23 protein-coding genes are annotated in these 24,265 nt (G+C 67.6%); 12 read left to right on the top strand and 11 right to left on the bottom strand.

Features of this window, described 5'->3' with window-relative positions:
• The first annotated feature begins 37 nt into the window (after nucleotides 1-37).
• The 5 genes from gap (at nucleotide 38) to QO015_RS18020 (ending at nucleotide 5,716) form a co-directional block, all read left to right on the top strand.
• A complete protein-coding gene (gene gap, locus QO015_RS18040; RefSeq protein ID WP_266283357.1) occupies nucleotides 38-1,045 on the top strand; it encodes a type I glyceraldehyde-3-phosphate dehydrogenase in 1,008 nt (335 codons plus the stop codon).
• A gap of 77 nt (nucleotides 1,046-1,122) precedes the next feature.
• Nucleotides 1,123-2,319, top strand: coding sequence for a phosphoglycerate kinase (locus QO015_RS18035; protein ID WP_266283355.1), 1,197 nt, complete (start codon nucleotides 1,123-1,125; stop codon nucleotides 2,317-2,319).
• Between the two features lie 163 nt (nucleotides 2,320-2,482).
• Nucleotides 2,483-3,514 (top strand): class I fructose-bisphosphate aldolase, encoded by a 1,032-nt coding sequence (locus QO015_RS18030; RefSeq protein ID WP_266283353.1) that lies wholly within the window; start codon nucleotides 2,483-2,485, stop codon nucleotides 3,512-3,514.
• Nucleotides 3,515-3,670: 156 nt separating this feature from the next.
• Nucleotides 3,671-4,684 carry a flagellar motor protein MotA gene (locus QO015_RS18025; protein ID WP_266283351.1) on the top strand — a complete coding sequence of 338 codons (1,014 nt, stop codon included), beginning with the start codon at nucleotides 3,671-3,673 and terminating at the stop codon, nucleotides 4,682-4,684.
• Between the two features lie 3 nt (nucleotides 4,685-4,687).
• A complete protein-coding gene (locus QO015_RS18020; protein ID WP_266283349.1) occupies nucleotides 4,688-5,716 on the top strand; it encodes a peptidoglycan -binding protein in 1,029 nt (342 codons plus the stop codon).
• Nucleotides 5,717-5,908: 192 nt separating this feature from the next.
• Here QO015_RS18020 and QO015_RS18015 read toward each other — a convergent pair whose 3' ends face one another.
• On the bottom strand, nucleotides 5,909-7,702 hold the full coding sequence (locus QO015_RS18015) for an ABC transporter transmembrane domain-containing protein (RefSeq protein ID WP_266283347.1): 1,794 nt from the start codon (nucleotides 7,700-7,702) through the stop codon (nucleotides 5,909-5,911).
• Between the two features lie 238 nt (nucleotides 7,703-7,940).
• On the opposite strand from QO015_RS18015, the gene rpmE reads away from it, so the two are divergent.
• Entirely contained in the window at nucleotides 7,941-8,165 is a 225-nt protein-coding gene (rpmE, locus tag QO015_RS18010; RefSeq protein ID WP_266283345.1) for a 50S ribosomal protein L31, read from the top strand.
• 90 nt (nucleotides 8,166-8,255) lie between these two features.
• Here the strand turns inward: rpmE and rcdA are convergent, their stop codons facing one another.
• Complete coding sequence (gene rcdA / locus QO015_RS18005) at nucleotides 8,256-8,783, bottom strand: protease adaptor protein RcdA (protein ID WP_266283861.1); 528 nt, start codon at nucleotides 8,781-8,783, stop codon at nucleotides 8,256-8,258.
• A gap of 227 nt (nucleotides 8,784-9,010) precedes the next feature.
• Nucleotides 9,011-9,202 (bottom strand): DUF1192 domain-containing protein, encoded by a 192-nt coding sequence (locus tag QO015_RS18000; RefSeq protein WP_266283343.1) that lies wholly within the window; start codon nucleotides 9,200-9,202, stop codon nucleotides 9,011-9,013.
• A gap of 100 nt (nucleotides 9,203-9,302) precedes the next feature.
• Between QO015_RS18000 and QO015_RS17995 the strand changes: the two genes are divergently transcribed.
• From QO015_RS17995 to QO015_RS17980, 4 genes are all read left to right on the top strand, one after another.
• Entirely contained in the window at nucleotides 9,303-10,301 is a 999-nt protein-coding gene (locus QO015_RS17995) for an NAD(P)H-quinone oxidoreductase (protein WP_266283342.1), read from the top strand.
• Nucleotides 10,302-10,355: 54 nt separating this feature from the next.
• Nucleotides 10,356-10,595, top strand: coding sequence for a DUF2171 domain-containing protein (locus QO015_RS17990; protein WP_266283340.1), 240 nt, complete (start codon nucleotides 10,356-10,358; stop codon nucleotides 10,593-10,595).
• A gap of 144 nt (nucleotides 10,596-10,739) precedes the next feature.
• Nucleotides 10,740-10,949 carry a hypothetical protein gene (locus QO015_RS17985; RefSeq protein WP_266283338.1) on the top strand — a complete coding sequence of 70 codons (210 nt, stop codon included), beginning with the start codon at nucleotides 10,740-10,742 and terminating at the stop codon, nucleotides 10,947-10,949.
• A 177-nt stretch (nucleotides 10,950-11,126) separates the two neighbouring features.
• Nucleotides 11,127-11,849 (top strand): DUF1013 domain-containing protein, encoded by a 723-nt coding sequence (locus QO015_RS17980; protein ID WP_266283337.1) that lies wholly within the window; start codon nucleotides 11,127-11,129, stop codon nucleotides 11,847-11,849.
• Nucleotides 11,850-11,882: 33 nt separating this feature from the next.
• Here QO015_RS17980 and QO015_RS17975 read toward each other — a convergent pair whose 3' ends face one another.
• Nucleotides 11,883-12,668, bottom strand: a complete 786-nt coding sequence (locus QO015_RS17975) for an SDR family NAD(P)-dependent oxidoreductase (protein WP_266283336.1) — start codon at nucleotides 12,666-12,668, stop codon at nucleotides 11,883-11,885.
• 226 nt (nucleotides 12,669-12,894) lie between these two features.
• Here QO015_RS17975 and rpsU point away from each other — a divergent pair, with 226 nt between their 5' ends.
• Together rpsU and QO015_RS17965 are read left to right on the top strand one after the other, a co-directional pair.
• Nucleotides 12,895-13,137 carry a 30S ribosomal protein S21 gene (rpsU, locus tag QO015_RS17970; RefSeq protein ID WP_266283860.1) on the top strand — a complete coding sequence of 81 codons (243 nt, stop codon included), beginning with the start codon at nucleotides 12,895-12,897 and terminating at the stop codon, nucleotides 13,135-13,137.
• Nucleotides 13,138-13,284: 147 nt separating this feature from the next.
• Nucleotides 13,285-14,154 (top strand): tetratricopeptide repeat protein, encoded by an 870-nt coding sequence (locus tag QO015_RS17965; protein WP_266283335.1) that lies wholly within the window; start codon nucleotides 13,285-13,287, stop codon nucleotides 14,152-14,154.
• 625 nt (nucleotides 14,155-14,779) lie between these two features.
• On the opposite strand, the gene QO015_RS17960 is transcribed toward QO015_RS17965, so the two are convergent.
• From QO015_RS17960 to QO015_RS17930, 7 genes are all read right to left on the bottom strand, one after another.
• Nucleotides 14,780-16,669: an amidohydrolase gene (locus tag QO015_RS17960; RefSeq protein ID WP_307290762.1), complete on the bottom strand. Its 1,890-nt coding sequence runs from the start codon at nucleotides 16,667-16,669 to the stop codon at nucleotides 14,780-14,782.
• 526 nt (nucleotides 16,670-17,195) lie between these two features.
• On the bottom strand, nucleotides 17,196-18,599 hold the full coding sequence (locus QO015_RS17955; RefSeq protein ID WP_266283333.1) for an NAD(P)(+) transhydrogenase (Re/Si-specific) subunit beta: 1,404 nt from the start codon (nucleotides 18,597-18,599) through the stop codon (nucleotides 17,196-17,198).
• A 10-nt stretch (nucleotides 18,600-18,609) separates the two neighbouring features.
• The gene (locus tag QO015_RS17950) at nucleotides 18,610-19,104 is read right to left on the bottom strand and encodes a proton-translocating transhydrogenase family protein (protein ID WP_266283332.1); all 495 of its coding nucleotides are present in this window, start codon (nucleotides 19,102-19,104) and stop codon (nucleotides 18,610-18,612) included.
• Between the two features lie 17 nt (nucleotides 19,105-19,121).
• The gene (locus QO015_RS17945; protein ID WP_266283331.1) at nucleotides 19,122-20,276 is read right to left on the bottom strand and encodes a Re/Si-specific NAD(P)(+) transhydrogenase subunit alpha; all 1,155 of its coding nucleotides are present in this window, start codon (nucleotides 20,274-20,276) and stop codon (nucleotides 19,122-19,124) included.
• 77 nt (nucleotides 20,277-20,353) lie between these two features.
• Nucleotides 20,354-20,479, bottom strand: coding sequence for an aa3-type cytochrome c oxidase subunit IV (locus tag QO015_RS17940; RefSeq protein WP_266283330.1), 126 nt, complete (start codon nucleotides 20,477-20,479; stop codon nucleotides 20,354-20,356).
• Between the two features lie 101 nt (nucleotides 20,480-20,580).
• Nucleotides 20,581-21,933: an ABC1 kinase family protein gene (locus QO015_RS17935; protein WP_266283329.1), complete on the bottom strand. Its 1,353-nt coding sequence runs from the start codon at nucleotides 21,931-21,933 to the stop codon at nucleotides 20,581-20,583.
• 288 nt (nucleotides 21,934-22,221) lie between these two features.
• Nucleotides 22,222-24,045 (bottom strand): M3 family oligoendopeptidase, encoded by a 1,824-nt coding sequence (locus QO015_RS17930; protein WP_266283328.1) that lies wholly within the window; start codon nucleotides 24,043-24,045, stop codon nucleotides 22,222-22,224.
• Nucleotides 24,046-24,265: the final 220 nt, after the last annotated feature.

Here is a 24,265-nt window from a genome sequence, read left to right as displayed (position 1 = left end):
CAACGACGGCGCGGGGCGCCACTTCAGGAGATCGACTATGGCGGTGCGGGTTGCAATCAACGGATTTGGCCGGATCGGCCGCAACATCCTGCGTGCAATCGTGGAATCGGGCCGGACGGACATCGAGGTCGTCTCGGTCAACGATCTCGGCCCGGTCGAGACCAATGCGCATCTGCTCCGCTTCGATTCGGTGCATGGCCGCTTCCCGAAGGACGTGAAGGTCGAGGGCGACACGATCGTCGTCGACGGCAAGCCGATCAAGGTGACGGCGATCAAGGATCCGGCGACGCTGCCGCACAAGGAGCTCGGCGTCGACATCGCGCTGGAATGCACGGGCATCTTCACCGCCCGCGACAAGGCCGCCGCCCATCTGACGGCCGGCGCGAAGCGCGTGATCGTCTCGGCCCCGGCCGACGGCGCCGACTACACCGCCGTCTACGGCGTCAACCACGAGGGCCTCACGAAGGACCACCTCGTGATCTCCAACGGCTCCTGCACGACCAACTGCCTGGCGCCGGTCGCCAAGGTGCTGCAGGAACTGGTCGGCATCGAGCACGGCTTCATGACGACCATCCATTCCTACACGGGCGACCAGCCGACGCTCGACACGATGCACAAGGACCTCTACCGCGCCCGCGCCGCGGCCCTGTCCTCCATCCCGACCTCGACCGGCGCCGCCAAGGCGATCGGCCTCGTGATCCCGGAGCTGAAGGGCAAGCTCGACGGCAGCTCGATCCGCGTGCCGACGCCGAATGTCTCGCTGATCGACTTCAAGCTCGTCACCAAGCGTCCGACGACCATCGCCGAGATCAACGACGCGATGAAGGCCGCCGCCGCCGGTCCGCTGAAGGGCGTGCTCGCGATCACCGACCAGCCAAACGTGTCGCACGACTTCAATCACGACCCGCATTCGGCCACCTTCCATCTCGACCAGACCAAGGTGATCGACGGCAATTTCGTGCGCGTGCTCGCCTGGTACGACAACGAGTGGGGCTTCTCGAACCGCATGGCCGACATGTCGGTCTATTTCGCGAAGACCATCTGATCGCCCGCGGCCGCACGCCTTCCGACAACCGGGTCCGGAGCCTCTCCGGACCCCGTGACGAACGGGGATATGACGCCATGACGTCCTTCAAGACTCTCGATTCCGCTGATGTGAAGGGCAAGCGCGTCCTGATCCGCGTCGATCTCAACGTGCCCATGAAGGACGGGATCGTCAGCGACGACACGCGAATCCGCGCCATCCTGCCGACGGTGAAGGACGTCTCGTCGCGAGGCGGCAAGGCCATTCTTCTCGCCCATTTCGGCCGGCCCAAGGGCGAGCGCGTGGCGGACATGTCGCTGGCCCCCGTCGTGCCGGCGCTGCAGACGCTGCTCGGCCGCGAGGTCGGCTTCGCCAATGACTGCATCGGCAACGACGCCGCCTCCGCCATCGCCAAGATGTCGAACGGCGACGTGCTGCTGCTCGAGAACACGCGCTTCCACAAGGGCGAAGAGAAGAACGACCCCATCTTCGTCTCGGCGCTCGCCGAACTCGGCGACATCTATGTCAACGACGCCTTCTCGGCGGCGCATCGCGCCCATGCCTCGACCGAAGGCCTCGCCCATCACCTCCCCGCCTTCGCCGGTCGCTCGATGCAGGCGGAGCTCGAGGCGCTCGGCAAGGCGCTGACCGCGCCGCGCCGGCCGGTTATCGCCGTCATTGGCGGCGCCAAGGTCTCGACCAAGATCGAGCTGCTCGAAAATCTCGTTACCAAGGTCGACGCCCTCGTCATCGGCGGCGGCATGGCCAACACCTTCCTCAACGCCGAGGGCTATTCGGTCGGCAAGTCGCTCTGCGAGCATGAACTCGCCGAAACGGCCCGCCGCATCATGGCAAAGGCGCAGAACGCCAACTGCGCGATCATCCTGCCGGTTGACGCGGTCGTCGCCTGGCGCTTCGAGGCCAATGCGCCGAGCCAGGCCTTCGCCGTCGATTCGATCCCGGCCGACGGCATGATGCTCGATATCGGCCCGCACTCGATCGAGCGCGTCCGCGCCGCCATCGACGACGCCGCGACGCTCGTCTGGAATGGCCCGCTCGGCGCCTTCGAGATTCCGCCTTTCGATCGCGGCACCTTCGCTGCGGCGCAGCACGCGGCGGCCCGCACGCGCGACGGCCATCTGCTCTCGGTCGCCGGCGGCGGCGACACGGTGGCGGCGCTCAACGCGGCCGGTGTCGCGGGCGATTTCTCCTATATTTCCACGGCAGGCGGCGCCTTCCTGGAGTGGCTGGAAGGCAAGCAGCTGCCGGGCGTCGAAGTTCTGCGCCGCGCCTGATCAACTGCCCGCGCCATAGTCGAGCGCAAGGTGACGGACGGTTCATCCTGCCGCGGGACTGTCATTCGCCGGTTTTATTTTGCGATGCAAAATCGAAACGGCCGGGTTATTCAGGTCCAGCGGTCCGGATCGGCCGGTCCGCCATCCCGGAAGAGATCGACGCATGAGCGAAAGCTTGCAGGACATCGCCCGCCGCCTGGTCGTGCCGCAGAAGGGCATCCTCGCTGCCGATGAAAGCTCCGGCACCATCAAGAAGCGGTTCGACACGATCGGGCTGCCCTCGACGGAGGAGAACCGCCGCAACTATCGCGAGATGCTGTTCGGCGCCACCAAGGCCATGCACGATCACATCTCGGGCGTGATCCTGTTCGACGAGACGATCCGCCAGAACGCCAAGGACGGAACGCCGCTCGTCAAGATGATCGAGGATGCCGGCTCGCTTCCGGGCATCAAGGTCGACATGGGCGCCATCCCGATGGTCGGCTTCCCCGGCGAGACGATCACCGAGGGCCTCGACGGGCTCGGCAAGCGCCTTGCCGAATATCGCCGCCTCGGTGCCCGCTTCGCCAAGTGGCGCGCCGCCATCGCCATCTCCAAGGTGCTGCCGACCTCCGGCTGCGTCTATGCCAACGCCCATGCGCTGGCCCGCTACGCCGCGCTCTGCCAGTCGGAAGACATCGTGCCGATCGTCGAGCCCGAGGTGCTGATGGACGGCAAGGAGGCGACGCATGACATCGAGCGCTGCCATGCGGTGACCGAGGAAGTTCTGCGCGTCGTGTTCGAGGAACTCGTGCGCATGCGCGTCGACCTCACCGCGATGATCCTGAAGCCGAACATGGTCGTCCCCGGCAAGGACAGCGGGCAGGTCGTCGGCGCCGACGAGATCGCCGAGCGCACGGTCGCCGTCTTCCATGCCAGCGTGCCGACCGTCGTGCCGGGCATCGCCTTCCTCTCGGGCGGCCAGGGCGACGAGGAGGCGACCGCCAATCTCTCGGCGATCAACCGCATCAAGGGCCTGCCCTGGAAGATCACGTTCTCCTATGGCCGCGCGCTGCAGGCCGCCGCGCTCAAGGCCTGGGACGGCAAGGACGCGAATGTCGAGGCCGGCCGCGCCGCCTTCCTGCACCGCGCCGAGATGAACGGTCTCGCGACGCTCGGCGAGTGGAGCGAGGCGAAGGAGAAGGTCGCGGCCTGACGCGCCGTCGCCCCTCGCGGCGCCGCGCCGCAATTCAGCCATCCCGGCCGGGCCTGATCATCGGGCCCGGCCGTCCAATTTGCTTCCTATCGCCGGCCAAATCACGCTAGAGGATGAAACGATCCTCAAGCTTCGAGCAACGGGCCGACGCGACCGATGGCACGAGATTTCGATCCCTACAGGCTGGCCAGCCCGCAGGTTTATCTCTGGCGCATGATCATCTTCCTGATCATCGCCGGCTTCGTCGCGCTGATCCTCTACCGGCAGGTCTATGCCTCCTTCCTCGCCAATCCGGCGCTGAACGGCGTCATCCTGGCGGTGCTCGCGATCGGCATCCTGCTGGCATTCAGGCAGGTGATCCGCATCTTCCCCGAGATCCGCTGGGTGAACTCGTTCCGCACCTCGGACCGCTCGTCCGAGATGGAGCGGATGCCGGTGCTGCTGGCGCCGATGGCGGCCATCCTCGGAGACCGCATCGGCCGCATGGCGATCTCGACCCAGACCATGCGCTCGGTGCTCGATTCGATCCTGATGCGCCTCGACGAGGATCGCGACACGTCGCGCTACCTGACCGGGCTCCTCATCTTCCTCGGCCTGCTCGGCACCTTCTGGGGCCTGCTGCAGACGGTCGGCGCCGTTGCCGATGCGATCGGCAGCCTCAATGTCGGCACCGGCGACAGCGCGGTGATCTTCGAGGACCTGAAAGCCGGCCTGCAGGGTCCGCTGACCGGCATGGGAACCGCCTTCTCGTCCTCGCTGTTCGGCCTCGCCGGCTCGCTGATCCTCGGCTTCCTCGATCTCCAGGCCGGCCAGGCGCAGAACAAGTTCTACACCGAGCTCGAGGACTGGCTAGCGACCGTCACCGATCTCGACCCGACCATGCTCGACATGACGGACCGTGCCGCTTCCGGCGACGACCTCCGCCTCGCGGTCGAGCGGCTCACGGCGGCGCTTCAGGAAGGAGGCGTCGGCACACCCGGTTCCTCGCAGCGTGCGACCGCGGCCATGGCCAATCTCGCCGAGGGCATCCAGGGCCTCGTCCAGCACATGCGGTCGGAGCAGCAGGTGGTGCGCGGCTGGGTGGAGCAGCAGGCCGACCAGCAGCGCGACATCCAGCAATTGCTGGAGGTCATCGCCCGCGCGCTGAAGCAGCCGACGCCGGGGGGCTAGTTCGTGGCCGTGCGAGCCCGCCGCCGCGAGGCGAGAAGCGACGTCTGGCCGGCTTTCGTCGACGTCCTCTCCAACCTCCTGCTGGTCTTCATCTTCCTGCTGTCGATCTTCGCGCTGCTGCAATATCTCCAGACGCGCGAGATCACCGGCAAGGACACAGTGCTGAACCGTCTCAACGCGCAGATCGCCGACCTGACGGAGCTGCTCGCCATGGAGCGCTCCAACAAGCAGGAGCTGACCGACGAGCTGCAGAATGTCCGCGCCTCGCTCGCCGCCGCCGCGGCGGAGCGTGATCGTCTCAAGGGCGCCGCCGACAGCGCCTCCGCCGCCGCGGGCTCGGCAGACGGGCAGATCGCCATCATCACCAAGGCGCTCGAGAACGAGAAGGTGGTGAGCCAGAAGGCGCTGTCGCAGGTCGAGATCCTCAACCAGCAGATCGCGGCGCTGCGCCGCCAGATCGCGGCGCTCGAGGATGCGCTCGGCGCCTCGGAGAAGCGCGACCGCGAGAGCCAGGCGCAGATCGCCGATCTCGGAAAGCGCCTCAACGTCGCCCTCGCCCAGCGCGTGCAGGAACTCTCGCGCTATCGGTCGGACTTCTTCGGCCGCCTGCGCGAAATCCTCGGCGACCGGCCGGACATCCGCGTCGTCGGCGACCGGTTCGTCTTCCAGTCCGAAGTGCTGTTCCCCTCCGGCTCGGACGAATTCAACGAGGCGGGCAAGGCCGAACTCGACAAGCTGGCCGATGCGCTGAAGCAGCTCGAGGGCGAGATCCCGCCGGAAATCGCCTGGGTGCTGCGCGTCGACGGCCACACCGATGCCCGCCCGCTCTCGGGCTCGGGCCGATTCCGCAACAACTGGGAACTGTCGTCGGCCCGTGCCATCGCGGTGGTGCGCTACCTGATCGACCGCGGCGTGCAGCCGCAACATCTGGTCGCGGCCGGCTTCGGCGAGTTCCAGCCGATCGAGCCCGGCACGACCGACGAGGCCAACGCCAAGAACCGCCGCATCGAGCTGAAGCTCACCGAGCGGTAGCGTAAACGCGCGGGCTTCAACGCGGGAAGAGCCCCCTCCCCAGCCCTCCTCCACTGCGCCGGAGAGGGAGCGGCAGCCGGCTCCAACGCGGGCTGCAGGCAAGCCGGTTCAGCTGCTGCGATCGGCCCCTGTCCCCTTGTGGGGGAGTTGGAGAGGGGGACGTCGTGACAGGACAGGTTGCGCCCTCGGCCGTCACGCCGCGTCGGCGCGGAACTGTAGCCTTGCGAGGCGCGCATAGAGACCGCCGGCCGCGACGAGTTCGTCATGGCGGCCCTGCTCGACGATGCGGCCGTCTTCCATGACGAGGATGCGGTCGGCCTTGAGGATGGTCGCGAGCCGGTGCGCGATCACGATCGTCGTGCGCCCCTCCATCAGCCGGTCGAGCGCCTGCTGCACCGCCGCCTCGCTCTCGGCGTCGAGGGCGCTGGTCGCCTCGTCGAGGAGGAGAAGCGGCGCGTCGCGCAGCACCGCGCGGGCGATGGCGATGCGCTGGCGCTGCCCGCCCGAGAGCGTCACGCCGCGCTCGCCGAGCTCGGTCTCGTAGCCCTTCGGGAGCGCCGTCACGAAGCCGTCGGCATGGGCCGCGGAGGCGGCCGCCCGGATGGCGGCTTCGCTGGTCGACCCGGCGCCGAAGGCGATGTTCTCGCTGGCGCTGGCGGCGAAGATGACCGGATCCTGCGGCACGATGGCGACATGCCGCCGCCATTCGATCGGATCGAGGCGGGCGAGGTCGACGCCATCGACGAGGACGCGGCCCGACGCGGGATCGTAGAAGCGCAGGATCAGATTGAAGAGCGTCGACTTGCCGGCCCCGGACGGGCCGACCACCGCGACACGCTCGCCCGGCGCGACGGCGAAATCGACGCCGTGCAGCGCAGTCGCGCCGCCGCCTTCAGGATAGCGGAAGGTGACCCGCTCGAAGCTGACGCCGCCGCGCAGCGGCGCGGGAAGAGGCAGCGGCGATGCCGGCGCGCCGATGCTCGGCCGCTCGTCGAGAATTTCCGAGAGCCGCTCGGCCGCACCCGCGGCATTGGCGATGTCGCCCCAGACCTGGCTGAGTTCGCCGAGCGCCCCGGCGCCGATGACGGCATAGAAGAGGAACTGTCCGAGCGTGCCGGGGCTCATGCGGCCGGCCAGCACATCCTGCGCGCCCCACCAGAGCACCGCGACCATGGACGAGAACACCATGAAGATGCCGAAGGCGGTGAGCGCGGCACGCGCCGCGGTCGAGCTGCGCGCCGCATGGAAGGCAGCTTCGACCGAGCGGGCAAAGCGGCCGGCGACCGACGCCTCGGCGGTGAAGGCCTGCACGGTGCGCATCGCACCGATTGCTTCGCTGGCATAGGCCGAGGCATCGGCCAGCATGTCCTGCGCCTTGCGCGAGCGCAGCCGTACGCGGCGGCCGAAAGCGACGAGCGGGAGGACCACGATCGGCAGCGCGACCAGCACGAGACCGGAGAGCCCCGGGCTGGTGACGACCATCATGGTGATGGCGCCGGCGAACATCACGAGATTGCGCAGCGCGATCGAGACATTGGCGCCCGCCACCGCCTTGATCTGCGTCGTGTCGGCCGTGAGCCGCGAGGCGATCTCGCCGGATTTGTTGCGATCGAAGAAGTCGATGCCGAGCGCCGTCAGATGGCGGAAGACGTCGGCGCGCAGATCGGCCACGACCCGCTCGCCCAGCCAGCTGACGAAATAGAAGCGGAGGCTCGATGCGGCGGCCAGCACGGCGACGACGGCGATGAGGGCGAGGAAATAGGTGTTGATGGCCGCGGCATCGTCGGCGTTGAAGCCGTGGTCGATCATGCGGCGTATGGCGATGGGAACGGTCAGCGTCGCGCCGGCCGCCGCGATCAGGGCGAGGCCGGCCGCGGCGAGCTGCGCGCGGTAGCGCATGAGATACGGCAGAAGCATGCCGAGCGGCCGCATCGACCGGCGCCGGCGCCCCTCCCCTTCCACCGTCGCGCTCGTGCCATCCGCCATATTGGTCCTGTCCTCGCGCCCGGTCCCCGCGTCTTTGCCGGCTGCGGCTTAGTTGCATGAGGGAATCGGCCGATTCAAGCCGCGGCCGGCCCTTGTGCGCCGGGTGGGGGTGGGCTATATCGTCGCCCCGAACGAGCGGCCGTCCATGGGGCGGCCGCATTCCCATTCACATGGCCGAAGGGTCGTCGCGGCAACGAGCCGAGCGGTCCCGAAACGACGCCCTTCTGAGGACCGAGCGATGAAGAAGAACATTCATCCCGACTACCACTGGATCACGGTCGTGATGACCAACGGTACCGAGTACAAGACCCGCTCGACCTATGGCGAGGAAGGGGCGCGGATGAATCTCGACATCGATCCGACGACTCATCCGGCCTGGACCGGCGGCGACCAGCGCCTGCTCGACCGCGGCGGCCGCGTCTCGCGCTTCAACAACAAGTTCAAGGGCTTCATCGGCAGTTGATCGCCGGCGAAACGCCTCGCACGAATCGAAACCCCGGCCGCTGGCCGGGGTTTTCGTTTGTGGATCGGTGAGAGGCGGTACGACGGAGCCTCAGTCAGCGCCGCCGAAGGCGCGGGCGAGCCGGCCCAGCGCATGACTGACGGGATTGTCGGCGGCCGGCTCGGGCAGCGCGCCGGACAGCGCGTCGTCGAGCCGGATCACCCGCTCCTGGAGCCGCACCGACCGCTCGACGAGGTCGCGTAGCCGCTCCGGCAGTTCCTCCCAGGCCGGGCCGGTGACGGCGGAACTGTAGCCACGCAGCCGGACCTTCGCCTTCTCCTGCCCCGCCTGCTCGGCCGTCATCTCGCCCTCGTTCACGGCGCGCTGCAGCAGCAGCCAGGAGGCGATCTGCATCAGCCGCGTCGTGAGGCGCATCGATTCGGTCGCGTAGCCGAGCGATGCCCCGCGCGAAAGCTCGCGCGATTCGGACCGCCCGTCGCCGTCGAGATAGCCGGCGGTTTCCTCGACCAGCGCCATCCCCTCGCGGAACAGCGATTTGAACGTGTCGGAATGCGCCAGGCGGCGGCCGAACACGATCGGCTGAGCGCCGTGGCCTTCGGCCGTTTCGTCGGTCGTGATCAAGCGTGTCGTCTCCCGAGAGGGGCCGTGGCGTCGTTCCGGACAGCATGGCAGCGAACCGCTAAGGGAATCCTGCCGCGTGACCGGAAGCCGGCGCAAAAAAAGAGCCGCTGAAAACGACGGCTCTTATAGGCCAACAGGGAGGGAGGGAGACAGAGCGGACAGGCCCCGCTCGGACCTGCAATTGCAGGCAAGGTCCATAATCGCACGTAAAGGTTAACGAAACCCTAACGCTTGAAAAAGGACGAGGCGGCGGATCGCGACGCCGTCTTGGCGGCAATCGCTTCTCGAAGACGGGCGATCTCAGCGTCGAGAAGCGCGATCCGCGCCTCCAGTTCGTCGATCGAAAGCGCTGCGAGATCCTCGCCGATCCTGTGCGGTTGCGGCTTCTCGCGCGGCGGATCGTCGAACAGGGCCATGAGCTTTCCCTCCTCCACATGCTTGTCTCGAAGGCTCGTCGACCAGAGATTAGGGAGCGGCAGCGGCTGCGTCGAGCCGCCTGGACGAGAGGACCACCAGATGGATGCGCTGCCCGAAACCATGACCGCCGTGGCGATCCGCGAGCCGGGCGGCCCCGAGGTACTGACGGTCGTCGAGCGTCCGGTGCCGAGGCCCGGGCCGGGCGAAGTGCTGATCCGCGTCGCCGCGGCGGGCGTCAACAGGCCCGACGTGTTCCAGCGGCGGGGCGGCTATCCGCCGCCGGCCGGCGCGTCCGACCTGCCCGGCCTCGAGGTCGCCGGCGAGATCGCGGCACTCGGAGCGGGCGTCGAGGGCCACGCCGTCGGCGATGCCGTCACGGCGCTGGTATCGGGCGGCGGCTATGCGGCCTTCGCGCTCGCGCCCGCCGGGTCCTCCCTCCCCGTCCCTGCCGGTCTATCGCTGGTCGAGGCCGCCGCGCTGCCAGAAACCGTCTTCACCGTCTGGCACAATGTCTTCGAGCGCGGCCGCCTCGAGGCAGGCGAGACGCTGCTGGTGCATGGCGGAAGCTCGGGCATCGGCACGACGGCGATCCAGATCGCGGCGGCGCGCGGCGCGACCGTGCTCGCAACGGCGGGCTCGGCCGAGAAATGCGCCGCCTGCGTCAGGCTCGGCGCCAGCCGTGCGATCGACTACCGGCGCGAGGACTTCGTGGCGGCGACGCTGGAGGCGACCGGCGGCAAGGGCGCCGACGTCATCCTCGACATGGTCGGCGGCGACTATGTGCCGCGCAACATCGCCGCTGCCGCTTTCGACGGGCGCATCGTGCAGATCGCCTTTCTCGGCGGCTCACGCATCGAGGCGGATTTCCAACGGCTGATGGTGAAGCGTCTCACCTGGACCGGATCGACGCTGCGGGCCCGCCCGGACGCATTCAAGGCGCGTCTTGCCGCCGAGGTTCGCCGCCATGTCTGGCCGCTGGTCGAATCGGGCCAGGTTCGCCCGGTGATCGACCGCACCTACCCCCTCGCCGACGCCGCAGAGGCGCATCGGCGGATGGAGAGCTCGGGGCATGTCGGAAAGATCGTTCTCACGATCTGAGCCGTGAAACCAATCGGCCCTTCCCGAATTGGGTCTTTCGGGAAGGAGAACGCCATGACCATGACCCTCAGAAACCTCCACCTGCCGATCTCCCATCGCATGCTGGTTCTCGATGCACGCGGCAATCGCGTCGGCCGCGTGGATGGGCTCGCCGAGGGAAACGAGATTCGCCTGACGCGCGACGACTCGCCGGACGGTGTCCATCACTACATCCCGCTCGACTGGGTCGCCGAGATCGGCCGGTCCGTGCATCTCAATAAATGTTGCACTGAAATCTACCGCGACCGCGCCTGATCGCCCCGTTTACAGCAGTGGACCGGCGCCTCGCCGTCCGCTGCATGCACGCGTCAAGTCGGCGATGCAGCAAGCTCTTCGTCGATCGCCGTGAATCGGCTATGAATACAGGGCCGTGAGCCACAAACAGCAAGGAGGAACGGCATGCAACGCCAAAATACATGGATCTGGGTCGTCGTCGTCATCGTCGTGATCGTCGTCGCATGGTTCTGGTGGAGTTCTCGCGCCGTCGCCCCGCCCGCGCCGCCGCCTCCTGCCGCAACCGAGACCGCTCCGGCGCCCGCCGCGCCCGCGACGCCGGCTCCCGCAGAGCCTGCGCCTGCCGCACCGGCGACACCCGCGCCCGCCAACTGATCTCGAAGGCTCTCTTGGAGAAGGGCGCGGCCTCCGCCGCGCCCTTCTTCTTTGGACCGGAGGTGACGCCGTGTTTGATTCGAGGCAGGCGGCGGTCTATATAGCGGTGATCCCCGTCATTCAGACGACATGCTGCCCATCCGGCTCGCCAGCCGGGCGGGCGATCAGGAGAGACTTATGTCGAACATCCCGCTGATGCCGAAGGCGACCGCCGTCTGGCTCGTCGAGAACACCTCGCTCGGGTTCGACCAGATCGCCGAATTCTGCAAGCTGCACCCGCTCGAGGTGAAGGCGATCGCCGATGGCGAGTCCGCCCAGACCATCAAGGGTCTGGACCCCGTGCTGACCGGGCAGCTGACGCGCGAGGAAATCGACCGTGCCCAGCGCGATCCCAAGCACAAGCTCAAGATGGCCGACACCAAGGTCCGCGTGCCGGTGCAGAAGCGCAAGGGACCGCGCTACACGCCCGTTTCGCGCCGCCAGGACCGCCCCAACGCCATCCTCTGGCTGCTGCGCAATCATCCCGAGCTGAAGGACGCGGCGATCATGCGCCTCGTCGGCACGACCAAGCCGACGATCGACTCGATCCGCGGCCGCAGCCACTGGAACTCGACCAACCTGACGCCGATGGACCCGGTGACGCTCGGCCTCTGCTCGCAGATCGATCTCGACTTCGAGGTCGACAAGGCCGCCAAGAGCGCCCCGCCGCGCGAGTACACCCCCGACGGCGAGACGCTGCTGCGCCCCGAGGAGACGACCGCTGCCGACGCGCTCGCCGCCGCGGCGCTCCGCTCCTATCGCCCCGAAGAGCCGAAGGAAGAAGAGCTCGACGCCGACGCGGTGTTCGCGAAGCTCAAGTCGCTCAAGGGTCCGGTCGAAGAGGACGACGAGGACCTCTGAGCCTCGCGGGCATGAGGGCGGGAGGCGCGGGCCTCACGCCTTCACCGGCACCGTGTAGTTGAGGGCGAGACGGCCGCCATCGGCATAGATCGTCTCGCCCGTGACGTAGCTGGCATCGTCCGAGGCGAGGAACACGGCGATCGCCGCGATCTCCGACGGCTCGCCGATGCGCCCGAGCGGCGTGCGCGACAGCAGCCGCCGCTTCGCCTCCGGGTCGTTGTTGACGCTGGCGAGAATGTCGGTTGCGATCGAGCCCGGCCCGATCGCGTTGACGCGGATGCCGCGCGGCGCCAGCGAGACCGCCATCGCACGCGTCAGCTGCATGAGGCCGCCTTTCGACGCCGTGTAGGGCACCTGGTTCGGCAGCCCGAACACCGCGTTGACCGACGTCATGTTGACGATCGCGCCGGGCGCGCCGCCGGCATCGACCCGTTCGGCCATATGCCGCGCCACGGCCTGTCCGCAGAGGAAGGCGCCCTTCAGGTTGACGCGCAAGACGCGGTCGAAATCCTCTTCCGAGACGTCGAGGAAGTCGCCGGCAGCGACGATGCCGGCATTGTTGACGAGGATGTCGATCTCGCCGCCGAAATCGAGCGCGGCCGCGACGAGATTGGCGACATCGTCGCGGTTGCCGACATCGGTGCGCACGAAGCGGCAGGCGCCGAGCGATCCCAGCCGCTCGATCGCCGCGGCGCCGGCATCGGCGTCGATGTCCGCGACGACGACCCGCGCGCCTTCGGCCAGGAAACGCTCGGCAATGGCATAGCCGATTCCCTTGGCACCTCCGGTGACGATGGCGACCCTGTTTTCGAGCTTCACGATGCCGCTCCTTCGCTGGTTTACGAGCGTCGATTGATAGCCGCGCCGCGCCGGCCGCGACACGAGAGAATCCGCCATTTTCCTGGCCGAGACGCTTTGACGCCCCTTGGGTCATCTGCTATGAGAGCGCCGGAATCGGGACGGGGATGACCGGCGGGCGATGGCCCTCGGCGCCTCGCCGGGGAAAAACGACCATCCGTTTCGGATCAAGACAGGACGCAACCGCGTGCAGATACTCGTTCGCGACAACAACGTCGACCAGGCGCTCAAGGTCCTCAAGAAGAAGATGCAGCGCGAAGGCATCTTCCGTGAGATGAAGCTGCGCGATTTCTACGAGAAGCCGTCGGTCAAGCGCGCCCGTGAGAAGGCGGAGGCCGTGCGCCGCGCCCGCAAGCTGGCTCGCAAGAAGGCCCAGCGCGAGCTCGGCATCGTCGCTGCCCCCAAGGCTGCGGCCAAGGGCCGGCACTGAGCCGCGTCGGCGTGATCGGCGGCCGGAGATGTCCGGCCACTTGCTGCGCCCTATCTGTTGATCGAGGGTAACGAGCCCGCCGCTGCGGTGCCCGTTGCCCTTGTTCTGTTTTCTGCTCCGCGACAGCGCGGCCGAAAGGATATCCGGATGAGCCTCTTGACGCCGACGGTTACCTCGAAGACCAGCCTCGTGCGCGGGGCGAGCCTCGCCTCGGCCGGCCTCTTCGCGCTGGCGCTCGCGGCATGCCAGTCCTCGACGGGCATGGGCGGACCGGAAGCGGGGATCGACCCGGCGACGGCCTCGCCGACCAACATCGCCTCGCTCAGCGATGTCGTCGGCCAGAACCCCACCGATGCCTCGGCCTACAATGTCCGCGGCACCGCCTTCGGCCGCGCCGGCAAGTATCAGGACGCGATGGCCGACTTCAACAAGGCCATCCAGCTCAATCCGAACTTCTATCAGGCCTATGCCAACCGCGCGCTGGTCGAGCGCCGGCTGAAGCAGGACCAGCAGGCCCTCGCCGACTACAACACCGCTCTCCAGATCAATCCGAACTACAGCGACGCCTATGTCGGGCGCGCCAATCTCTATCGTTCGCAGGGTCAGGTCGACCTCGCCCTCGCCGATCTCACCAAGGCGGTCCAGCTCGAGCCGAACGATCCGAAGGGCTATTACAACCGCGCCCTGATCTATCAGAGCCAGAACCGCCACGACGACGCGATCTCGGACCTGACGGCCGCGACCACCTACGCGCCAAACCAGATCGACCCCTATCTCTCGCGCGGCCTCTCCTATCTCGCGATCGGCGACTACAAGGCGGCGCTGGACGACTTCAACATCGCGGTGCGCAAGGACAAGCAGTCCTATCTCGGCTGGACCTATCAGGGTCTCGCGCTCGAGAAGCTCGGCGAACCCGGAAAGGCGCATGACGCCTTCGCGCGGGCACAGATCATCAATCCGAACTACGCTCCGGCCCGCGACGGCATGCGCCGCACGGCCCCGCAGCAGGGCACCTGAGAGAATCCATCGATCGGGCCGTGCGGGTCAGGCCCTCGCACGGTCGAACAGAAGTCCGATCAGGATATCGTCGTGGAAGGCACCCACGGCGAACTGCGCGCTTGGCACGACGCGGTATAGCCCGAAACCTGGTGGTGGGACCGAGACGGACGGGGCCGTTTTTAGAGATTCCGCCCCTTCGCGCCGTGCGACTTTGTAGGATGCGTACCGGACTCTCCGTTCCAGTAAGTGACGCAGACCGAACCCGTCTCCAGCGCATCGCCTCCAACTACAACGCGCCAGAAGCTCGTTTCGCGTGCTCGGATCGCGCTTCCCGGCGCAAACAGCACGTGGACGAACGCCATCATGGCGGCGACTGGTCCGGCGCGGCCAACGATCTGACGATGGCAGGAACGGTTCATGGGAGCGCGCGCAGAGGGCCTATTGCGCGACAGGGCCCGGCGGCCCTGCAAGCGTGCCAGACACGATGCCGCCCGACTCACGACGCTGACCTCGGGCACCTGGATGAGGCAACCTCGGACTGGACAGCAGTCGTTCGCCTCGGTCAGGCGGGGCGTTCGCTTCGTGCCGGATCGGGACGATCGGAGACGCTCCTCGCCGGCCGGGAGGCTGCGGCCGACCTGGCTCAGCGATGAGCGTGCACGACATTCAGCGCGTGCCGCAGCGCCGCCCGGTCGAACGCCGGTGCGGTCCCCCCGGGACCCGCGGGCACTGCCGAGGCATCCCGCTTGCCTTTCGAGCCGGGTATCACGCGACCTTCCATCACGGTTCCCCAGACCGCGATGTCACGGATCTCCATGGGGGCCACGGCCAGCGGATTCCGGTCGAGGATCGTCATGTTGGCGCGCTTGCCCGGCACGAGGCTGCCAATCTCGCTCTCCATCTTCAGCGAGTAGGCCGCCTCGATCGTCACGCCGCGCAGAGCCTCCTCCGCCGAGATCCTCTGATCGGGGGCGGCGACGCGGCCCGACGCGGTCACGCGGTTGACAGCGCACCACATCAGGAACAGGGGATCGGCCGGCGCCATCGGCATGTCGGAATGCAGGGACCAGCGCACGCCCGCGCGCGACAGGTCTCCGAGGCGCACCATAGCGTCCGCGCGCGCAGGGCCGAGGCCGACCTCCGCATATTGGTCGGCGAGCGCCGTGACGTAGTAGGGATTGCCGCTGACGATTGCGCCGAGGTTGCGGATTCTCTCGACCTGCTCGAAGGCGCTCACCGCGAAGTGCACGATCACGGTCCGGTGATCGTAGCGTGGATTACGCCGCAGGTTCGCCTCCAGCGTGTCGAGCACGCGATCGAGTCCGGCATCCCCGTTGACGTGAACATGAAGCTGGTAGCCGGCGTCCCAATAGATGCGGAAGGCCCGCTCGAAGAGCGCCTTGTCCATCATCCACTCGCCATGGTGGTCGTCGAGATAGGGCTCGCGCACCTGCATGAGTTGCGAGTAGATCGCGCCATCGCTGAAGAGCTTGGCTTGCCTCGGCGCGAGGCTCGTCATTCCGCCATACCAGGAGGCAAGCGCCTCCGACCGGGCGATGACCTCGGCGTCGTCGTCGTGGGCGGCGACGAGGCTCTTGGCATCGACGATAAAGGACCAGCGGAAGGGCATGTCGGGGCTCGAGAAGACCGCGTTTACCCCGTCCTGCACAGGCTTTGAGAGAATCCCGCCGGGCTCGTTTCCGAAGGTGATCCCCTTGGCGTGCATGTAGTCGCGGCTCAGCTCGAGCCCCGCGCGCAGCCGCTCGGGCGTCGCGGCCAGGGGCGCGATGTGCGGCAGGACGGCGAACAGCCCCTGCTCCCAGAACCGCCCCTCGTCGAAATTGGACTGCTTGCGGGACGTATCGTCGAACCCGTCCACGACCGCCTGCGTCACGCCGCCGGCGGCAAGGGCCGCGCCGTTGAGGATCATCTCGTGGCAGGAACGCGCCCAGACGAGTATGGGGCGCTCGGAACTGACCGCGTCCAGGTCCTCGCGTGTCAGCGGGCCGTAGAAGGCCGGGTGATAGCCCCAGCTCACGAGCGGCTCGTTCGGATCGCTCCGCGCGTTCGCAGCCCTCGTCAGGCGCTCGATGAAGTCCCGCTTGTCCTTGACGGCGCGGACCGTGCCGGACGGCAGCACCCAGTCCTCGATGGAGAGGATTTCCGACGACATGGTCAGGGCGGCGAGGACAGGGTGATCGTGCTGTGCGATGAAGCCCGGCACGACGACCTTGTCCCCGAACCTGTCGTCGATGCGATGCGGCTGATCGCCGAAAATGAGCCGCATGTCGTCGAGCGAACCGACCGCGAGGATCCGGCCGTTCACGACGGCGACCGCGTTGGCCGACGGACGAACGGGATCCATTGTAACAATCTCGCCCGCCAAGTAGATCGTCGCCTCTGGCGACGATACAAGCGAGGTTCCGAGGTCCGAAAGTGAGCTAGTCTCGCCGAAGGCACGTCCAGCCCCGCCCATCAGGGCCGCGGCTGCGAGTCCGCCCTTCATCAGTCCTCTGCGGTCGAAGGTTTTCATGGCACCCTCTTGCCATTCATTTTGCCACTATAGATGAAGCTGCCGGCAAAACGAAGAAATTCGACTGAGCTGACCGGCCGCAGGGCGCCCCGGCCCATCGTGACCACTAGACCGGCATGGAGCGCCCGCGCCTCGGTACCTTCCCCCGATACGTCCGCGTCGAGAAATCGCGCGTGCTTCGCCGCATGGTCGATGACGGCGAGGACGAGTCGACGCGCAGGCCGCGGCCGCGATGGGCCGCTGGCCGTATACGCCCCAGAGCGTGCCGCGACGGTGCTTCTTCTCGCGTTCGTTGGCGCCGAAGACGGCGGAGGGCCAGGCATGGGCGAGGCGCCGCAGCACCTCTTCGTCGGAGGTCGCGGCGTTCTCGAGAGGCGTCGTCAGGAAGGCATCGTCAGGACGGCGAACGGCGCGAGCGTCACCGACTCGCGCCTCAGTCTGCGGCAGGCGACGAAGTCCGCCGCTCCCAGCCTGCGGACGGCAATGGGCTCGCCGTCCGCGATCGGCATGTCAGTCGAGAGCCGTGTCAGTCGAGCGCCTTGACGATGCTCTCGACCATCTTCTTCGCGTCGGCGAAGAGCATCATCGTGTTGTCCTTGAAGAACAGCTCGTTCTCGACTCCGGCATAGCCCGAGCCCATGCCGCGCTTCACGAACAGCACCGTTCCCGCCTTCTCAACGTCGAGGATCGGCATGCCATAGATCGGCGAGGACTTGTCGGTCTTGGCGGCCGGGTTGGTCACGTCGTTGGCGCCGATGACGAAGGCGACGTCGGCCTGCGCGAACTCCGAGTTGATGTCCTCGAGCTCGAACACCTCGTCATAGGGAACGTTCGCCTCGGCGAGCAGCACGTTCATGTGGCCCGGCATGCGGCCTGCCACCGGATGGATGGCGTATTTGACCTCGACGCCATGCGCCTTGAGCTTGTCGGCCATCTCGCGCACGGCATGCTGGGCCTGCGCCACCGCCATGCCGTAGCCCGGCACGACGATGACCTTCGAGGCATTCTTCATGATGAAGGCCGCGTCGTCGGCCGAGCCCTGCTTGACCGGCCGCTGCTCGACCACGCCGCCGCCCGCCGCCGCCGTCTCGCCGCCGAAGCCGCCGAGGATGACGGAGATGAACGAGCGGTTCATCGCCTTGCACATGATGTAGGAGAGGATCGCGCCCGACGAGCCGACCAGCGCGCCGGTGACGATGAGCGCCGTGTTGCCGAGCGTGAAACCGATTCCCGCCGCCGCCCAGCCCGAATAGGAATTGAGCATCGAGACGACGACCGGCATGTCGGCGCCGCCGATCGGGATGATGATCAGGCCGCCGAGCACGAGGCTGACGATCACCACCAGCCAGAACCAGACCGGGCTTCCGGTCACGACCAGCGCGACGACGAGCAGGACCAGCAGCGCGGCCAGCGCGATGTTGATGAGATGGCGCATCGGCAGCAGGATCGGCTTGCCCGACATGTTGCCGTTGAGCTTGGCGAAGGCGATGACCGAGCCGGTGAAGGTGATCGCGCCGATGGCGACGCCGAGGCTCATCTCGACCAGCGCCTGGCGATGGATGTCGCCGACCTCGCCGATGCCGAAGGCCGCCGGGGCATAGAGCGCCGCCGCGGCGACCATGACGGCCGAGAGGCCGACAAGGCTGTGGAAGGCGGCGACGAGCTGCGGCATCGCCGTCATGGCGATGCGGCGCGCGACGACGGCGCCGATGCCGCCGCCGATGCCGAGGCCGAGAATGATCAGCGTCCAGGCGAGGCCGCTGCTCGGGGCGGCGAGCACCAGCGTGGTCAGGATGGCGATGGCCATGCCGACCATGCCGTAGAGATTGCCCTGGCGCGAGGTCGCCGGGCTCGAAAGCCCGCGCAGCGCCATGATGAACAGGACGCCGGAAACGAGATAGAGGACGGCGGTGACGTTGGCTGTGGTCATCGCGGCGTCCTCACTTCGTCTTTTTCTTGTACATCGCCAGCATGCGGCTGGTGACGAGGAACCCGCCGAAGATGTTCACGCTGGCGAGGATGAGGCCCACGAAGCCGAAGCCCTGCGCGAGCGAATGGCCGGTGGAATTGCCGACGGCCTCCACGCCGACGGCGAGCAGCGCGCCGACCACGATCACCGAGGAGATCGCGTTGGTGACCGACATCAGCGGCGTGTGCAGCGCCGGCGTCACCGACCAGACCACGTAGTAGCCGACAAAGATCGCGAGGACGAAGATCGAGAGGCGGAAGACGAACGGGTCGATGACCCCGCCCGAGGCGGCATGCACCGCCATCGCAGCGGCGTCGCCGAGGCCGCCCTCGCCGGGAACGCCGGCCTGGACGGCATATTGATGGGCGGCCGCGGCCGCTTCCTGGGCCGCCTGCGCGGCTGCGGTGGCGGCATCGGCAGCGGCCCGCGCGGCGCTCGCCGCCTGTTCCGGCGTCAGATTGGCCATGGCCATGGCTCCTTGTGTCAGGCGGGGACCGTCTCGGCGAGTTTGGGCTTGAACGCGGCATGCACGATGGCGCCGTCGCGCGTGAGAAGCGTCGCCTTCACCAGCTCGTCGTCCCAGTTGACCGCGACCTGCTTCGAGGCCTTGTCGATCATCGTCTCGAGGAAGGCGGCGAGGTTCTTGGCGTAAAGCTGCGAGGCGGTCGCCGGGATGCGGCCGGCGACGTTGAGGTATCCGACGATACGCCGGCCGTCGATGTCGACGACCTCGCCCGCGACGCTGCCCTCGACATTGCCGCCCCGCTCCACGGCGAGGTCGACGAGCACGGCGCCGGGACGCATCGAGGCGACCATCGCCGCCGTGACCAGTCGTGGCGCGGCGCGGCCGGGGATGAGCGCCGTGGTGATGACGATGTCCTGCTTCTTGATGTGCTCGGCGACGAGCGCGGCCTGCTTCGCCTGATATTCGGCCGACATCGGCTTCGCATATCCGGCGGCGGTCTCGGCCTGGCGGAATTCCTCGTCCTCGACGGCGATGAACTTGGCGCCGAGGCTCTCCACCTGCTCCTTGGCGGCCGGGCGGACGTCCGTGGCGGTCACGACCGCGCCGAGGCGGCGGGCGGTGGCGATCGCCTGAAGGCCGGCGACGCCTGCGCCCATGACGAAGACGCGGGCGGCCGGCACGGTGCCGGCGGCGGTCATCATCATCGGCAGCGCGCGGTCATAGGTGGCCGCGGCGTCGATCACCGCCTGGTAGCCGGCAAGGTTCGCCTGGCTGGAAAGAACGTCCATGACCTGCGCGCGGGTGATGCGCGGCATGAATTCCATGGCGAAGGCCGAGACGCCGGCTTCGGCCATCGCCGCCACCGCGTCCTCGTGGCCATAGGGATCCATGGTCGCGATCACGAGTGCGCCGCGCCGGTAGGTCGGCAGTTCGGCTGCCCCCGGACGGCGAACCTTGAGCACCACATCGGCATCGGCGAGCGTCGCCGCGGCGTCGTCCGCGATGCGCGCTCCGGCGGCCTCATAGTCGGCGTCGATGATGCGCGATTTGAGGCCCGCGCCGCGCTCGACAACGACCTCGGCGCCGAGCGCCACGAACTTCTTGACCGTGTCGGGGGTCGCCGCGACACGCGTCTCCCCGCCGTCGATCTCCGCGGGAACAGCGATCTTCATGGATTGTCCTCGACTGTGAGCGGAGGCCGCGCGGGCTCCGCCTTGCATCGGGTCGCCGGCAGGCGGCCCGTCGATGCTCAGAGCAGGAAGAACGCCATCAGGATGAGGATCACGACGACAGCGATGGTTCCCCACTTGGTGAGCGCCGTGAAGAACGCATAGGTGCGCTCGTGCTCGGGATAGTCCATCGCGTTGTCAGCCATCGGCTCGTCTCCCTCGTGACGGATTGCAGCTGACCGGGGCTATATCGCAGAAGCGGCATGGCCTGCAATCGGCCACGCTGACGCGCCGCCGCGACGGAGCGTCAGGCGAGGCCGACGCCGCCGAGCGCCGCCTGCTGGCGATGGCCGAGGAGGCGGACGTCGAAGCCGTCGAGGGTTTCCATGAACAGGCGGTGGAAGTTCATCTCCGCCTTGAGATGCAGGAACACCGCGCCGAGCCCGATCGCCGCGCGGTCCATGAACACGAATTCGCGGGGCACCGTGACCGGCCCCTTTTCCTTGAGCACCTGATGCACGCGGAAGGCCTCGCGGCGGCCATACTCGGCAGGCGCGACGCCGTCGGCGATGGTGCGGACGCGATCGTCGAGCAGCGGCGCATAGATGAACCGCGCCCAGATATTCAGCGCATCGATCAGCTCGTCGGAGAGACCCTTGAAGCCCCAGCTCTCATAGGCTCCAACCACCCGCGCGCGATCGTCCTCGAGCAGTCCGTGGAAGAGGTCCACCACGCCGGCGACGAAGGACGGCGGGAAGATGCGGATGCAGCCATAGTCGAGCAGGTTGATGCCCGCTGCGACACCCTCCTCCTCGAAGACCGTGTAGTTGCCGAGATGCGGGTCGCCATGGATGACGCCGTAATGGGCGAAGGGCGACCACCAGGCGGTGAACATCGCGGTCGCGATGCGGTTGCGCTCGTCGAGCGGGCGGTCGCGGAAGTCGAGCAGCCGGCCCCCGTCCAGCCAGGTCAGCGTCAGCAGCCGCCCGGTCGAAAGGCTCGGCTCCACCTCGGGCACGCGCACGATCGGCGCCCCGTCGAGCATGATCTTGTAGAGCAGCGCATGCCGCGCCTCGCGGCCATAGTCGAGCTCCTCGCGGATGCGCGCGCCGATCTCCTCGTAGATCTGGCTGGTATCGATCGAGGAATCGATGCGGCGATAGACCGAGAACAGCATCTTGAGCTGGGTGAGGTCGGCTTCGACCGCGGACTGCATGTCCGGATACTGGAGCTTGACGGCAAGCGCCTTACCGTCCTTGGCCGTCGCACGGTGCACCTGTCCGAGCGAGGCGGCCGCCGCCGGCTGCCGCTCGAACGAGGCGAAACGCTTCTCCCAGTCCGGCCCGAGTTCGGCCTGCATGCGGCGGCGCACGAAAGGCCAGCCCATCGGCGGCGCGTTCGACTGCAATTGCGACAGCTCGGCCGCATATTCCGGCGGAACGAGATCGGGCACGGTGGAGAGGATCTGACCGACCTTCATCAGCGGACCCTTGAGGCCGCCGAGCGCCGTGGCGAGTTCCGCGGCATTCTTGCCCTTGTCGAGCGAGGAGCCGAACAGACGCGACGACGCGACCTTCGCCGCGACGCCCCCCACATTCACGCCGACGCGGGCATAGCGGGAAAGGCGGCCGGTGAGACGGTTGCGTTCGGAATCGGACATTGGTCTCTCGGCTGGGGGCGCTCGGCTGGGACTGGACCCTTAAGATGCGGCGCGGCGCCGAAGCTGCAAGGGCACGCGGCGAGCCGCCGCGGCGGGAGACCACGCCAGGCGGTAGGAATACGTCATCTCCACCTCTCCCCAAGGGAGAGGTGGACGCGCAGAAAGCGCATAGGGTGAGAGGTTACGTCGCCCAAGAGGTCACGCCCTCACCCAGACCTTCGGTCCGACCTTTCCCATGGGAGAGGCCAAAGGGCCGCCTCCCGAACCCCGCAGATAACCGCCCTCTTCCTATTCCTCCATCGCCTCCAGCTCGCTGATGAAGCCTTCGAGCACCGAGAGGCCCTTTTGCCAGAACTGAGGGTCGGTGGCGTCGAGGCCGAAGGGGGCGAGGAGCTCTGCGTGATGCTTCGTTCCACCCGCCTTCAGCAGCGCGAAATAGCGATCCTGGAAGCCGCTCTCCGCCTCGCGATAGACCGCATAGAGCGAGTTCACCAGGCAGTCGCCGAAGGCATAGGCGTAGACGTAGAATGGAGAATGGATGAAGTGCGGGATATATGTCCAGAACAGCTCGTAGCCCGGTCCAAGGCGGATCGCGTCGCCGAGGCTCTCGCGCTGGACGTCCATCCAGATCGCGTTCAGCCGGTCCGAAGTCAGCTCGCCCTCGCGGCGCTCGGTATGGACCTTGCGCTCGAAGCTGTAGAAGGCGATCTGGCGCACCACCGTGTTGATCATGTCCTCGACCTTCGAGGCGAGCATCGCCTTGCGCTGCACCGGATCGGTGGTCGCGTCGAGCAGCGCGCGGAAGGTCAGCATCTCGCCGAACACGCTCGCGGTTTCGGCAAGCGTCAGCGGCGTCGGCGCCATCAGGGGCCCCTGCGGGGCCGCCAGAACCTGGTGCACGCCGTGGCCGAGCTCATGGGCGAGCGTCATCACGTCACGCGTCTTGCCCTGATAGTTGAGCAGCACATAGGGGTGCGCCGAGGGTACCGTCGGATGCGCGAAGGCGCCGGGTGACTTGCCGGGTCGCACCGGAGCGTCGATCCAGCCCTTGTCGAAGAACTGCTCGGCGATCGCCGCCATTTCCGGCGAGAAGCGGCGATAGGCCGAGAGCACGGTCTCCCGCGCTTCCGTCCAGGGAATGGTCCGGCTCGCCACCTTCGGCAGCGGCGCGTTGCGGTCCCAGTGGTCGAGCCGCTCCTTGCCGAACCACTTCGCCTTCAGGGCGTAATAGCGATGCGAGAGCCGCGGATAGGCGGCCCGGACGGCCGCGACCAGCGCGTCGACCACCTCGGGCTCGACCCGGTTCGCGAGATGCCGCGATTCCGCGACGTCCTGGAATCCACGCCAGCGATCGGAGATTTCCTTGTCCTTCGCCAGCGTGTTGGTCACCAGCGTGAACAGGCGGATATTCTCGGCAAAGGTCGCGGCGAGCGCATCCGCGGCCGCCTTGCGCTTCGTCTCGTCCGGGTCCTGCATCAGGTTGAGCGTCGGCTCGAGCGTCAGCATCTCGCCGTTCACGTCGAAGCGCAGCGAGGCCATGGTCTCGTCGAAGACGCGATTCCACGCAGCCCGTCCGGTGACCGACTTCTCGTGGAACAGCTGCTCGACGCGGTCCTCGAGCTGGTACGGTTTCTCCTTGCGCAGATCCTCGAGCCAGGGGCGATAGTGGGCGAGCGCCGGATCGGCCACCATCGCCGCCTCGATCAGCGCGTCGTCGATGCGGTTCATCTCCAGCGTGAAGAAGAGGAGATGCGTGCTGGCATCGGTCACCTTCTGCTGCACGTCGCCATAGAACTTGGCGCCGGCGGGGTCGGTCGTATCGCCCGAATAGACCAGGCCGGCATAGGAAACGAGGCGGCCCAGCAGTTCGTCCAGCTCCTCGTACTGGCGGATCGGCTCGACCAGCCCGCCCTCGCGCGCCAGCACCTCGAGCGTTCCCTTCCAGCGGCCTTCGAAGGCCTCGCTATCCCGCGCCGCCCGCCCGAGGTCGCCCTGGATCTCGGGAGACTGGGTGCCTGGATAAAGATCGGTCAGGTCCCATTCGGGCAGATGGCCGATGTCCCCGGCCGCGCTGGTCGCGGCGGCGGAGCTGAAGGTCTGGCGCAGGGTCATGGGCAGGGGTCCGCTCTGGGAAGGTTCGAAGGGCTAGATAGGGTGGGAGGAGCGTTGGGATCAACAGGCGGGATCGACACGCCCCGCTGGAGAGGTCCCGTTCAATACCCGCCGGCGACAGAGGTTGCCGTAAGGCCCGCGTTAAGGAAGGGCCGCGATCATGCCGTCCGTGGCCAGCCCCCACGCGGGCAGCGTCGGGGAGCGCGCTGGCCGGAGAGAA

Source organism: Kaistia geumhonensis (assembly GCF_030815145.1).
In the GTDB taxonomy this organism is placed as follows: Bacteria; Pseudomonadota; Alphaproteobacteria; order Rhizobiales; family Kaistiaceae; genus Kaistia; species Kaistia geumhonensis.
The sequence above is the reverse complement of the archived record's forward strand: the minus strand, read 5'-3'. Positions and strand labels throughout refer to the sequence as shown.